General features: G+C 41.8%; 11 protein-coding genes. 4 read left to right on the top strand and 7 right to left on the bottom strand.

Annotation, left to right across the window (positions count from 1 at the left end; genetic code table 11):
* Positions 1–37 precede the first annotated feature (37 nt).
* Positions 38–691, bottom strand: coding sequence for a DUF1285 domain-containing protein (locus BTV98_RS12510; RefSeq protein ID WP_058369558.1), 654 nt, complete (start codon positions 689–691; stop codon positions 38–40).
* 696 nt (positions 692–1,387) lie between these two features.
* Here BTV98_RS12510 and BTV98_RS12505 point away from each other — a divergent pair.
* Positions 1,388–3,025, top strand: coding sequence for an electron transfer flavoprotein-ubiquinone oxidoreductase (locus BTV98_RS12505; protein ID WP_075103733.1), 1,638 nt, complete (start codon positions 1,388–1,390; stop codon positions 3,023–3,025).
* Between the two features lie 142 nt (positions 3,026–3,167).
* On the opposite strand, the gene BTV98_RS12500 is transcribed toward BTV98_RS12505, so the two are convergent.
* Positions 3,168–4,664, bottom strand: a complete 1,497-nt coding sequence (locus tag BTV98_RS12500; RefSeq protein WP_075103713.1) for a sodium:alanine symporter family protein — start codon at positions 4,662–4,664, stop codon at positions 3,168–3,170.
* 1,182 nt (positions 4,665–5,846) lie between these two features.
* On the opposite strand from BTV98_RS12500, the gene BTV98_RS12495 reads away from it, so the two are divergent.
* The 3 genes from BTV98_RS12495 (at position 5,847) to BTV98_RS12485 (ending at position 8,650) form a co-directional block, all read left to right on the top strand.
* A complete protein-coding gene (locus tag BTV98_RS12495; protein WP_058369560.1) occupies positions 5,847–6,107 on the top strand; it encodes a DUF4212 domain-containing protein in 261 nt (86 codons plus the stop codon).
* A 3-nt stretch (positions 6,108–6,110) separates the two neighbouring features.
* On the top strand, positions 6,111–7,979 hold the full coding sequence (locus BTV98_RS12490) for a sodium:solute symporter family protein (protein WP_075103712.1): 1,869 nt from the start codon (positions 6,111–6,113) through the stop codon (positions 7,977–7,979).
* A gap of 125 nt (positions 7,980–8,104) precedes the next feature.
* Positions 8,105–8,650, top strand: coding sequence for a hypothetical protein (locus BTV98_RS12485; protein WP_058369562.1), 546 nt, complete (start codon positions 8,105–8,107; stop codon positions 8,648–8,650).
* Here the strand turns inward: BTV98_RS12485 and BTV98_RS12480 are convergent.
* The 5 genes from BTV98_RS12480 to BTV98_RS12460 all read right to left on the bottom strand — a co-directional run bounded on the left by BTV98_RS12480 (position 8,647) and on the right by BTV98_RS12460 (position 13,513).
* Positions 8,647–9,252, bottom strand: coding sequence for a rhomboid family intramembrane serine protease (locus BTV98_RS12480; RefSeq protein WP_058369563.1), 606 nt, complete (start codon positions 9,250–9,252; stop codon positions 8,647–8,649). The genes BTV98_RS12485 and BTV98_RS12480 overlap by 4 nt on opposite strands.
* A 26-nt stretch (positions 9,253–9,278) precedes the next feature.
* Positions 9,279–10,325: a 5'-nucleotidase gene (locus BTV98_RS12475; RefSeq protein WP_058369564.1), complete on the bottom strand. Its 1,047-nt coding sequence runs from the start codon at positions 10,323–10,325 to the stop codon at positions 9,279–9,281.
* A 285-nt stretch (positions 10,326–10,610) separates the two neighbouring features.
* Entirely contained in the window at positions 10,611–11,900 is a 1,290-nt protein-coding gene (locus tag BTV98_RS12470; RefSeq protein ID WP_075103711.1) for a TRAP transporter large permease, read from the bottom strand.
* On the bottom strand, positions 11,897–12,424 hold the full coding sequence (locus BTV98_RS12465; RefSeq protein ID WP_075103710.1) for a TRAP transporter small permease: 528 nt from the start codon (positions 12,422–12,424) through the stop codon (positions 11,897–11,899). Before BTV98_RS12465 ends, BTV98_RS12470 begins: the two co-directional genes overlap by 4 nt.
* Before the next feature lie 30 nt (positions 12,425–12,454).
* Complete coding sequence (locus tag BTV98_RS12460) at positions 12,455–13,513, bottom strand: TRAP transporter substrate-binding protein (RefSeq protein ID WP_058369566.1); 1,059 nt, start codon at positions 13,511–13,513, stop codon at positions 12,455–12,457.
* Positions 13,514–13,968 lie beyond the last annotated feature (455 nt).

Genomic DNA, 13,968 nt, shown 5'->3' with positions numbered 1-13,968 from the left:
CCTCAATCGATATATTCATTCTTATAATAAGTGAAAATCAATCAGCAGGCATAAATAACTGATAAGACTGTCCCCCACTCTCTAAAGTCAGTATTATTTCATCGTTTTGCTCTTTTAACTGACCGATCTCAGTTAAGTGGTAAAATGTATTACGGCCAATCAACGCAGTCAACCCATTACGAACAAGCATATAAGGCCGCACTTGCTCCTCTGCTACGCTATCTTTAGTTGTAGGCTTATAAGAGCGCAGCTCAATTGGATGCTCGTTATCCAAACGTACTACATCACCTGTCATCGTTGTAAACTCTAACCAGCTTACGCCCTCTTCTGTTACGATGCCTACATCATTAATCAATAATGGTACATCTTCAACTTGGATACGTAGCTTCTGTACTGGTGTCTTTAAAAAATACTCAGTAGCACCATTGTTTTCTTCCTTCCATAAAATAGTGGCAAACAAACTGACCAATGACTGCCGAGTCACTACCCCTCCTTCATGCCACCATTCTCCATTTGCTTTGATGACCAGATCCATATCTATCGTTTGCTCTGGTTGCCACTTTTCAAGTGGCGGTATAGATCGTCCCTGACGAGTACTAGCGGATGACTTCAAATACTGGCTTAAGGAATCTAAATTGTTTAGGATTGGAGTGCGCTTGCCACTGTCCTCAGCATCGTTGTTCGCTGTCATGGTCGAATCGCTAGTATCATTAATTATATTGCTACTCATAGCATGGTTTCCTAATATTCATCAAAGTTTGATAACGACAGCACTACTATTAATTATAGTTTCGGGTATGATAAAACGATTAGACTTTACATACTCATCGTATTAGTCTTACCTTAACACCGATATCTATAAATGCGTATCGTGTTTATAGGACTTTTCTTTTATAATGAGTAACGAATTTTATTAAGATGACGATAAGTATGTCGTTTTGATTGTCCTTTATTATGTTGTTCATTAATATGATCTCAATGAAGATATTGTCGATTAATGCCGCAAAGACAGTTTTTATCGGGCAGCCATATGTCTGAGAGGTACTTGTGTCGCAAGCCATATTATTTAAGTGCGATTGTACCCATAGATAAGCCACTATAGAGTTTAGGAGTAGGTATGCAAGAGCAAGATAAACAAACGCCAGTCGTTGATGCTGATATCGTCAATACTGACGCACCAAGCACTGTAGATACACCCCACACAGAGTCGCCAGCGCCGACCGACGTCAATGTAGAAGAAAACTCTGCTGAAAAAGAGACAACTGAAGCTGCTGTCACTGAAGAAGTTATTGAAGAAGAAGCTACCGAAGACAACCTTGTTGACAAAGCACCTGCTGAAACAGCACCTGAACCTGAGCCAGTAGAGCCTGAAATCGAGCGCGAATCGATGGAGTTCGACGTTATTATCGTCGGTGGTGGCCCTTCAGGTCTGTCTGCTGCTATTCGCTTACGACAGCTGGCCATTGAAGCAGGCAACGACGAATTTATGGTATGTGTCGTTGAAAAAGGCTCTGAGTTTGGCGCACACATATTATCAGGTGCGGTGATTGAGCCTCGTGCTTTGGACGAATTAATACCTGACTGGAAAGCTAAAGGTGCGCCTTTAAACGTGCCTGCTATCGAAGATCGCGTTTATATGCTCGGCTCTGAGACCAAAAGCACGAAGCTGATGGATTCGATCGTACCAGCCAGCATGCATAATGAAGGCAATTATATTGTCTCGCTAGGCAATGTCGTGCGCTGGCTTGCTGAGCAGGCAGAAGAGCTAGAAGTCATGATGTTCCCAGGCTTCCCTGCTTCTGATATTTTATACAACGATGACGGTTCAGTAAAAGGTATCTTGACAGGAGATATGGGCGTAGCTGCTGATGGTGAAGCCAAAGCCAGTTTTGAGCCAGGTTATGAGCTTTTGGCCAAATATACTATCTTTGCTGAAGGTTGCCGTGGTCACCTTGGCAAACGCCTAATCAGCCGTTTTAGCCTAGATAAAGACTCTGATCCGCAGCATTATGGTATTGGTCTAAAAGAGCTATGGGAAGTTTCACCTGACAAACACGAGCAAGGTGTGGTCATGCACGGTTCAGGTTGGCCTTTGACTGATACTGGGTCGACTGGCGGCTGGTGGTTATACTTTGACGAAAACAACCAAGTCAGCTTCGGTATGGTCATCGATTTATCGTATTCTAACCCATACATGTCACCATTTGATGAGTTGCAGCGCCTAAAGCTACATCCGCTTATTCGCAATATCTTAGAAGGTGGTAAACGCATCTCTTATGGTGCGCGAGCTTTAACCAAAGGCGGTCTCAACTCTTTACCGAAATTCACTTTCCCAGGCGGCGTACTCGTGGGTGATGATGCAGGGTTTTTGAATGCCGCAAAAATCAAAGGCACTCACACTTCAATGAAATCAGGTATGCTAGCAGCTGAAGCTATCTTTGAAGCACTACAGGCTGAGCGTCAGCATGATGATGTGGTTGCATACAGCACGATGTATAAAGAGTCGTGGCTCTATCAAGATAATTATGAGGCACGTAACTTTGCGCCTGCAATGCACCGTATGGGCCAATGGATGGGCGGTGCGTTTAACTTCATCGACCAAAATATTCTACGTGGCAAAATGCCATTGACTATTCATGATAATTTAAAAGACTACGATCAGCTAGAGCGTGCAGCTCATGCATATCAGCCCGTATATCCTAAGCCTGATGGTAAACTGGTATTTGATAAATTGTCTTCAGTATTTATCTCTAACACCAATCATGCAGAGAATCAGCCCACACATTTAAAGCTGACAGATCCGACAGTACCTGTATCTATTAACCTGCCATTGTATGCTGAGCCTGCACGTCTATACTGCCCAGCTGGTGTTTATGAAGTGACAAAAGACGCTGAAGGTGCAAAGTTTGTCATCAACGCCCAAAACTGCGTACACTGTAAAACTTGTGATATCAAAGACCCTTCACAGAACATCACATGGGTAACGCCAGAAGGTGGCGGTGGTCCTAACTATCCAAACATGTAAACTATGCTTGAATAAATGATGCTTGAGATAATTTTCGTCACAAACCATTAATCGCTTTTTAATAAAAACCGCCCTTAATAATAAGGGCGGTTTTTTGTGTTTAACTATTCAACAACTCAGTTGAATGACTACATAGTAAAGCCTAATCGGTCCAAGCATCGCGATTTGCTTCATCTTTTAACTTAACAAAGTCATCAGGGTCAAATTTGATTTGATCCCCAGTTTTGCCTTCTTTGACTTGACGCTCATAGTCACGCAATATTCTAAGTGCCACAGGTGACAAGATTAAGATAGCTACTAAGTTGGTTAAAGCCATAAGCCCCATAGACAAATCAGCAAAGTTCCATATCGCAGGTAGGCTGGCAATAGCACCGACGAACACCATTCCTAATACCATAAAGCGGAAGATCATAATCATGACCTTGGCATTTTTGGCACCAGAGATAAACTCAAGATTAGACTCGCCATAACTATAATTGGCAATAATAGAGGTAAATGAGAAAAAGAAAATAGCAATGGCAACGAAGACCACACCCAGATCACCAACATACTGTGATAAAGCCAACTGCGTCAGCTGAATACCTTCTTGTTCAACGTTTGGATCAACCACACCTGATAGAATAATGATGGACGCTGTTGCAGTACAAATAATTAACGTATCCATAAAGACACCCAGCATTTGCATAAAGCCTTGTACCGCTGGATGATCTGGATGGCTTTTAGCAGTTGCAGCAGCATTAGGCGCTGAACCCATACCTGCTTCGTTGGAGAAAAGGCCACGCTTAATACCGTTAATCATTGCCTGAGCAATACCATAACCAATGACACCGCCTGCTGCTTGCTCAAAACCAAATGCAGACTTGACTATAAATGCGATAGCGGCTGGGAATTGACTAAAGTTAGTGACGATAATAAATAGCGCTAGTAATATGTATAAGATGGCCATTACTGGGACGATTTTACCAGCGATACGTGCAACCGAACGTAAGCCACCGAACACCACTGGTGCAACCAGTAAGACCAACACAACGCCTGTCATCCACGTAGGGATACCAAATGCTTCATTGGTCGCCTGTGCGATGGTATTTGATTGCACACCATTAAAAGCCAAACCGAACGCAACGAGCAAACATATTGAGAAAAATATCGCAAGCCAGCGTTTACCTAGGCCTTTTTCAATATAGTAAGCAGGTCCACCGCGGTATACATTATCGTTGTGCGGTACTTTATATGCTTGTGCTAAGGTCGACTCGATGAAGCTGGTTGACATACCAACAATTGCAGTCATCCACATCCAAAACACAGCCCCAGGCCCGCCAAGATAAATAGCAATCGCCACCCCTGCCAGATTACCCGTACCGACCCGCGCGGCAAGAGAGGTCATCAAAGCTTCAAACGAGCTGATTCCTCCATCTTTACGGCCTTGATTGGACACACGTAACAATTTCCACATATGTCCAAAATGACGAAACTGAATAAAGCGTGTAACCACTGTAAAATAAAGACCAGCACCAATTAGTACAAACATTAATAGCCCATACCAAGGGTTATTAACAATTAACCACTCATTGTTACCCCAAATGATACTAACACCATAATTTACGATGTTATTGAACCAACCTACTATCCCTTCACCCATACTTTCACCTTCATTTTATATATTAGTGATGCTGTCACTTGCATCATAAGCTTATATTTTGCCCGATGGTCTCATAGTTGACGCTATCTTAAAATCTATAGCGGGACACTATTAGTAACCGTTACTACGAAGGTTATCTTCGATCATTCTTCAAAACGCTTTTATTCGTTACCTAAACTGTAACTGAACCCAGCTCTTCTGTATCTACATTTTAACTTACTATAAGCATTTTGGCTCTTTTACGCTGATGAGTTAGGAGACAATAAGCTTAAATGGTAAATACATCTCTTAGCTATACAACGGGTTTGATTAAATTATCACTATTTGGATGCCTACTATCAACCTGCATTACTACTCAAGGTAATTTATTTCTAAAATAAATGGCGTAAAGCGAATATAAATATTAAGATGTCAATGAAATTTGTCCTTTTTTGGCATATAACGATAGGTAAACAATCATTTTCACGCTAATAAGCACAGGGAGTTATGTTAGGTTTCTGTTAAATAAACATTTAGTTACAATAAGTAATTTACATTTATTTATTGTTAATTGGATAAATATTGTATATATTCCTAATAAGTTTATGACTAACCAGTTTAATAATAGTAAGACAATTATTTGACTTTTATAGCAGATGTACTGTTTTCATTGTTTTGTACAATTCATATATACATTTTTCTTATGACAACAAATATAAAACGCATATGTATAAATAACAGTAATTAAGAGGTTAAGCTTCATAATTATAATAATATTGCCTAATTAACCATAGACTTATTTAAAACTTAAATTGTACTGTTAACTTTATATATTCTAGACTCAAGTTAAAAGACGTCAGATACATAAAACTTTAAAAAGGTTAGATAAAAACGACGGAGCGTTATTTTATATAAACCTCCCTTAAATTTATAAGTTACGTTGTATTATCAGCAGTATTACACAGGTTGTTATGTCTTTTATAAGATTTTAATGTTATGAAAAGCTGTTTCGAACGTGTTCATGTTGTTGGTAGTTTTTGATTGGTTATATTGATTGGTCATTCTGTTTTAGTCCCTTGTATTGTATAGATCTATGCTTACGTTATAAACGCTATAGATTTGGACAATATACGCTAAACCACAATGACTTGTTAAAAATCAATCATTAATCTTGTATTTATGTCAGGCAAAAGGAGTTGTCCTATGGAAAACCACAACGACCCATCCGGTTATTGGCGTGCCAATGTCCGTCTTATTTTAGGTAGTCTAGTCGTCTGGGCCCTATGTTCCTATGGTTTTGCAATCTTATTGCGTCCATTATTAGTAGGTATCAAAATTGGCGGTACTGATTTAGGTTTTTGGTTCGCTCAACAAGGATCTATTGCAATATTTATCATTTTAATTTTCTTTTACGCATGGCGTATGAATAAATTAGATAAACAATATGGCGTAGACGAGGAATAGAGCATGAGTCAATTTACTATCAATATTATTTTTGTAGGCCTATCTTTTGCTCTATACTTTGGTATTGCAATTTGGGCACGTGCTGGAACCACCAGTGAGTTCTATGTTGCAGGTGGCGGTGTCCATCCTGTTGTAAACGGTATGGCTACAGCAGCTGACTGGATGAGTGCTGCTTCTTTTATTTCAATGGCAGGTTTGATTGCAGCGGGCGGTTACGGCGCATCAACTTACTTAATGGGCTGGACTGGCGGTTACGTTCTACTTGCCATGCTTTTAGCGCCTTATTTACGTAAGTTTGGTAAGTTTACGGTTCCTGACTTTATTGCCGATCGCTTTTATTCAAAAACTGCTGCTATGATTGCAGTTGTTTGTTTGATCGTCGCCTCAACCACGTATGTTATCGGTCAGATGACTGGTGCTGGTGTTGCCTTCTCACGCTTCTTAGAAGTAGAAAACACAACCGGCCTGCTGATTGCTGCTGTTGTCGTATTCTTCTACGCGGTATTAGGTGGTATGAAAGGTATTACTTACACGCAGGTGGCTCAGTACGTCGTTCTGATGATTGCTTATACCATTCCAGCAGTCTTTATCTCACTTGAGCTAACAGGTAATCCAATTCCAGGTCTGGGTCTGTTCTCAACTCATGCAGAGTCAGGTATTCCTATCTTAACGAAGCTTGATCAGGTCGTTACTGATCTTGGTTTTACTGCTTATACTGCCGATGTGCCTAATAAGCTTAATATGGTCTTATTTACCCTATCACTTATGATTGGTACAGCAGGCCTACCACACGTTATTATTCGTTTCTTCACAGTTCCTAAAGTAGCTGATGCACGTTGGACTGCTGGTTGGACTTTGGTATTTATCTCTTTGCTATATTTCACTGCCCCTGCGGTAGGTGCAATGGCACGTTTAAACTTAATCGATACTGTTTATCCACAAGGTGTCGATCAGCCTGCCCTTACCTATGAGCAGCGTCCTGATTGGATGAGAACATGGGAAGATACAGGTCTTATTAAGTACAATGATTTAAACAACGATGGTCGTATTCAATTATATAACGACAGTGGTTTGGGAGCAGCCCAGTTAGCACTTAACACAGCTGAAGCTGAAGGTGGTGATGTTGCCGCAGCGACAGCAGCTGTTGATGCCGCTCGTACTGCACATGATGCAGAAGTTGATGGTCGCTTCGCCGATGCTGGTTGGTCAGGTAATGAGCTTGATGTTAATGCTGATATCTTAGTACTTGCTAACCCAGAAATCGCTCAGCTTCCACCATGGGTTATTGGTCTTATTGCAGCAGGTGGTTTGGCAGCAGCCTTGTCAACAGCCGCTGGTCTACTACTTGCAATCTCATCTGCAATCAGCCATGACTTAATCAAACGCAACCTAAATCCAAATATTACTGATAAGGGCGAATTGTTAGCCGCACGTATCTCAATGGCTGTTGCAATCGTTGTTGCTACATGGCTTGGCCTAAATCCACCAGGTTTTGCAGCACAGGTGGTCGCTTTAGCCTTCGGTATCGCTGGTGCTTCGCTATTCCCTGCACTTATGATGGGCATTTTCTCCAAACGTATCAATAATTTAGGTGCAATCTTTGGTATGTTAGCGGGTCTTATCAGTACGCTCGTATATATCTTTGTATTCAAAGGCTGGTTCTTTGTCAGTGGTACTGCTAACTTCCCTGATACCGCCGAATACTGGTTGTTTGGTATTTCGCCGTTATCATTTGGTGCTATTGGTGCCTTAATCAACTTTGCAGTAGCATTCGCAGTATCTTATGCTACTAAAGCACCACCATTACACATTCAAGAATTGGTTGAAAGTGTACGTTCTCCACGTGGTGCAGGTGGTGCAATAGACCACTAAGCTTACGTATGATGGTATATCTTTTATTACTATATATCGCTCACAGGCAGCAGTTGCTTGTGAGTGATTTTTTTATCCTATCGTTATAAAACTCTATGACTATATCTATGTATTAAGGAAATTTTATGCTTTTTGAGTTTATCGCTACCATAGCTGCTGCATTTGGTATGGCTGGGTTGGCACTTATCATAACTCACCTTAGTAAGTTGGCAGGAAAGCGTGCTCCAAAATGGCTCATTCCTTTATTTGCCGCTGTTGGCATATTTGCTTTTCAAATACATCAAGAATATAACTGGTACCATCAGCAAGTCGCTAAGCTTCCTGAAGGTGTCACCGTTGTTAAAACAGCTGAAAGTACAGAATGGTTTCGTCCATGGTCTTATGCTAAACCGCAAATATTACGCTTTATAGCAGCAGATGTTGATAATGCGAGCGTACAGGCGGATAACTCAGACATATATTTGGTCAATTTATATTTGTTTGAAAGACGTAGAAGTGTACAAAAAGTCCCACAAGTTATAGATTGTAATGCTCCTGCACGTGCAGATTATGTACTACCGGAAAAAGGTAGTACGCTTACAATCGATGAGCATGTGAGGCAAACAACTGCATGGCGAGACTTGGCAAAGGATGAGTTACTTTTTACCAGTATATGCTCTGATAAAGCTTAGCCACGAACGGTCATACTTGTATAGTGATGCTTTGAGTTTGCTCCTAGTAGCAAACCTGCACATAAACCGCCAAAGTGCGCTGCGAAAGAGATACCAGACTGTGGCATCAGGCCTTGCTTGATAATGAGCCAATAACCTGTTCCCATGATTATACAAGCCAATAAGTAACCCCAACGCTTGGCAAATAAAGCGCCTCCTATCATAAACCCAAGCATGGCAAAACAAAGGCCTGAGGCGCCGATATGTATGGATAATGGCGAACCAATAACCCATGTGATTAGCCCTGATGCGACAACCAATTTAAGTACTGTACGATAAGCATTGTTTTCAAAAAGCCCAAACAAAAATAAAATCTGCAACAACGTCAACGTATTACCCAATAGATGGGCAAGATTACCATGCATTGTCCATGAAGCAAATATACCGATCATGCTGCCTATGTCTAACGTACGTGGCACGATACCAAAAATATTCCACAGTCCAAATAATGCAAATTCATTTAGAAAAAACATACCCCACATCGGTACAAGTACAAAAGCATATAAGCCAATAACCTGCTTAAGTCGAACCACAACTAACGCTGACACTTGTCGCCCATTCATCTTTAGTCCTTTCATTTAGTTTTAAGTTAATGGTCTGCAGAAGAAATAACAGGCTGCGTAGAGGTAAAGGATAATAGTGGAGTATTTTTAGTGGCAGTTAAATAACTGTTAGCATGTAATAAAGACGTTGAGTGGTAAGGCACCAGTGCAGTAGGCACAAAGCGACGAGCAGCATCAATATGCTGAATTGAATCATCAAAAAAGATATGCGGTGCAAAAGTCTTGAGTACTGCTGTTTTTTCAAGTCCACCTAAGAAAAACGCCATATCAACATCTACGCCCCACTCACGTAGCGTCTTAATAGCGCGTAAGTCAGCGGGTGCATTACGAGCTGTCACTAGTGCAATTTTTATTGGACAATGATTCAGCCGTGCTGGTAAACGTTCTTGTAAGCTTGAAAGCTTAATTAACAGTTCAGCATAAGGGCCTTTTTCAATAGGCAGGTCATGCATCCGAGCTTCACGCTCATGGAATGCCTGTAAACCCTTTTGCTTATATAGCAACTCTCCTGAATCATCAAACAATACGGCGTCACCGTCAAAAGCAATACGCAACTGCTCAGTATCAAGCTCATAAGTATTCACAGGAGTGGCATCAAGTATTGCACAAGCACAGATATTGGCATCTGCAACCTGTTGTGCATCGTTACGATTGGTAGTCAAAAACAGGTCTACTTTGAAATCAGCAATGTAAGGTGCGACCGGACTTCCAGAAATAAAAGCTGAGCGCGATATATTTAGTCCATGAGCGCGTATGGCATTGAGCACTTGAATACCAGTATCAGGACTACTTTTTGAGACAATAACAACTTCTACTAAAGGTGCTTCAACATCTAAATCTGTTGGTGGTTGATTGTAGTTATTTAGATTGAGTAATACCTTAATAAGTGGATAGCCTGCACCAGTATTCAACTCATCATTTTCACGTGCTGCCATGTAATCACGAAACTCTTTGACCGCGCTATTAGGTTGCTGCTGCAATAACTGTAACAAATAATTTTCAGATTCTGATAAATCGAATAATGCGGTTGCAGATATTGCAACTATTAAAGTATTACTAAAATCAACTGCCATAACGGTCTCTACTTAAAATTTTAGCTCTCCAGTTTACTACATCTACTGCATTCTTATAATAGTAAGCACTAATACGACAATATCTTGTACTTAGTAGGTCTAAGATAGTGTATAGCGTAGGAATATTATACTAACATTAATCTTTGAGTCCTTTAAATGACAAGTTGAATACGTAAGCTTATTAAGCTTATATTGTACTCGTAAAAAAGCCATACCGTTATAATAACGATATGGCCAATAAAAACAGCTCTTCTCTAGATTTTGCTACTGAGCTGAACTACTCTCTTAACCAAGCAGCACCAAAGAAACCGCTGGGAACGCAACCAGAATAACCAAGCGAATAACATCAGAGACAATAAACGGTGCCACCCCTCGAAACATATCAGATAGCTTGATATGCGGGGCCATCGCCTTAATTACAAAGATATTCATCCCCATCGGCGGCGTGATAAGACCAAGCTCCACCGTCAACACTGCAATAATCCCAAACCACACCGGATCAAACCCAAGGGCCAAGATAATCGGAAACACCACCGGAATGGTAATCACCAGCATCGCAAGGGCATCCATAAACAGTCCAAGTAAAAAGTACATAAACAAAATACAGATCAAAACAATCATCGGACTGACCGCAAGTCCCCCAATCCACGTCGCTAACGAATAAGACAGGCGAGAGACTGAAACAAAGTAACCGAGTGCCTCTGCCCCAAGTAGCATAAAGAACACCACCGCAGACAGCGCCAAGGTTTCAATCAGTGACTGCTTTAGCCCCTCCATACGCATGCCTTTGACAGCAGCATAGGCCCAAGAGACAAAGGCGCCAACCGCAGCCCCCTCTGTTGGGGTAAACAGACCAAAGAAGATACCAGCGATGATCACAATAAAGATAAAGGTGAACGGTATCAACCCTGTCAGTGAGAGCAGCTTGGCTTTCCATGAGGTTGACTCGCCGCGCCGAGCTAGGTGTGGTTTCCAGCGTACCATGATCATGACAGTGATCGAGTACATAAGCATGCCAAGCATGCCAGGCAAAAAGCCTGCGATAAACATGTCGCCAACGGACTGCTGGGTTAGGATGGCGTACACCAGTAAGGCGATACTGGGCGGTATCATGATGCCAAGCGTACCACCCGCGGCCAAGATGCCACAAGCAAAGCCTGGCTGATAGCCGTATTTCTCCATTTGCGGCAGGGCCACTTTGGTCATGGTGGAAGCGGTGGCTAAGGATGATCCTGAGATGGAGGCAAAGATACCAGAGGAGCCGATACCGGCAATACCAAGACTGCCTCTGACGCCACCAAAGATGGTGCGGGTGGCTTCAAAGAGTTTGCCAGCCATGCCTGAGTGGGTGGCAAAGACGCCCATTAAGATAAAGAGTGGTATGGCGCTAAAGTCATACTTTGCTAAGACGTCGACAGGAATGTCTTTGAGCATCTGTATGGCGCCTCCAGTGGAGGTAACGGCGCCAAAGCCGACCAGACCGACGCCTAGCATGGCAAGGGCGACGGGGACGCGTATGACGACCAGTAGGATCATGACTAGTAGGCCGATGGCCCCAATAATTTCTGGACTCATGCGCCTGTCTCCTCAGCGTCAAAGAATTCGCCTGTTTTAAAGATGTTGATGGATTCGATTAGGGAGCGTATGGCCAGCAATAAGCTTAAGAAAGCGCTGATGGCATAGATGGGCATCATGGAGATACGCAGGTCTTGGGTAACTTTGCCAAATTCGATGGCATCGATAGCGCTTTCATACAACCCCCAGGTGAAGACGAGTCCGATGATAAAAAAGCCTATCATGAATACGCCCATCATATAGCCTTTGACGGCTTGTGACATCTTTTGGGTGAAGACGTCGACGATGATTTGTGAGCGTTCGACAAAGGCGGCAAAGGCAGCGAGCAGCGCAAACAACATGAAGTAGGAGACAATCTCGACGCTGCCTTTGACGGTGAAGCCAAGCTCGCCGCCTGTAAGCTTAAAGATGTAGCGGGCAATGACGTCTAGCATGGTGGTTAAAACGATGATGACCAGGCTGATGCCGCCAATAAATTGGCACAGCCTAGAGATGAGGGTGCTGAGGTTGTTTAAAGATGCCATAAAGGGGCTGCCTCTGATAGGATATACTTTTTAGACTTTGCAGGCGGCGCTGGCGGCTTTGGCTTTTTCATACACAGCATCGGCATCTAAACCTAAAGCGTTAACGTCATTTAGATATTTTTGAGTGCCAGCTTCAAGTGGTCCTTTCCATGCTGGGTCGTTAAGAGGGTCTGGAATTTCAATGATTTCGTCACCTTTATCTTTAGCAGCTTGTATAGCCAATTGATCATGCTTATCGAACACTTCACCAACCTTATTGGCAAGCGCCATCCCTGAGTTATTATCAAGTACTTGCTTTAAATCATCAGGCAAACTTTCATACTTATCTTTGTTCATAGTAACCATAAGGGCCGAACTATAAAAAGGAATATTAGTATGATATTTAGTTATTTCATCAATTTTGAAAGCTGTGACCGCCTCCCATGGGAAACTAAGTCCATCTACGACACCGCGCTGTAGAGAAGTGTACATATCGTTAGCAGGTAAGCCAACAGGTGATGCCCCCGCGCTTTCTATAATATCCCCAGCAACCGCTGAAGGTCTGCGAATGCGCATACCTTTCATATCTTCTGGCGTACGAATCAACTTATCAGTAGTGTGCAAAGAACCTGGTCCAGCACCATACATAAATAATAGATGTGAATCTTCGTATTCACTGGCAAGCGTACCATCGTCATATAGAGTTTGTAGCATACAACCCATCTGAGTGGCTGAGTTAGACAAACCTGGAAGCTCAGTTATTTGAGTTAAAGGAAAGCGTCCATTGGTATAGCCATGTGCTTGTGAACCTATATCGATCGTACCCTTTGCAGCAGACTCATAAGTAACGTCAGCTTTAGCAAGACCAGCGGAAGGATAGAGCTCGACTTTTAAACGTCCATCAGACTCTGTTTCTATCTGTTTGGCCCATGGTTCAAATACTTCTTTACTGATTGAAGAAGTTGCAGGCCAAAAGTGTGAAAAACGTAAAACAGTGGTTTCTTCAGAAGAAACTGATGGAGTATCTGTACTTTCAGATGTTTGATTAGAACAACCGATGATACTCATGGCTGCTAAGGCACCTATTGAAAAAAGAGGAGCTAACTTCATTATCAATTCCTTTTGATAATTGTGAGAAGAGGAAAAATTTAGGACAATAATTATATACAAAACTAAAAATATAATAGTCCTAAAATTCTAGTCTAAATCTATTACATAAACAATACTTTTTATCACAACGTAAAGCAATTGTTATTACTTGTAGATAAAGATTATATTTGAAATTATCAGCTATAATGATATAAGTCAAATCATTTTAGATGAAAATATTAAATAGTTATTATAGTTAGTTACTTGCTACTGCTGTATTAGGGCTAAACTACCGATATTTTTCATGTTTTAATTCATATTGCGTTTCAGCCATACTACTAAATTCTATGCATAAAAAAAGCCCCCAACACTCATGTGTCGGGGGCTTTTTGGAATAGGGAGCTGACGATGACCTACTCTCACATGGCCGGAGCCACACTACCATTGGCGCGACGATGTTTCACTTCTGAGTTCGG

It is taken from the genome of Psychrobacter sp. Cmf 22.2, assembly GCF_001921745.1.
GTDB lineage: Bacteria > Pseudomonadota > Gammaproteobacteria > Pseudomonadales > Moraxellaceae > Psychrobacter.
This window is presented reverse-complemented; position numbering and strand designations above follow the sequence as displayed.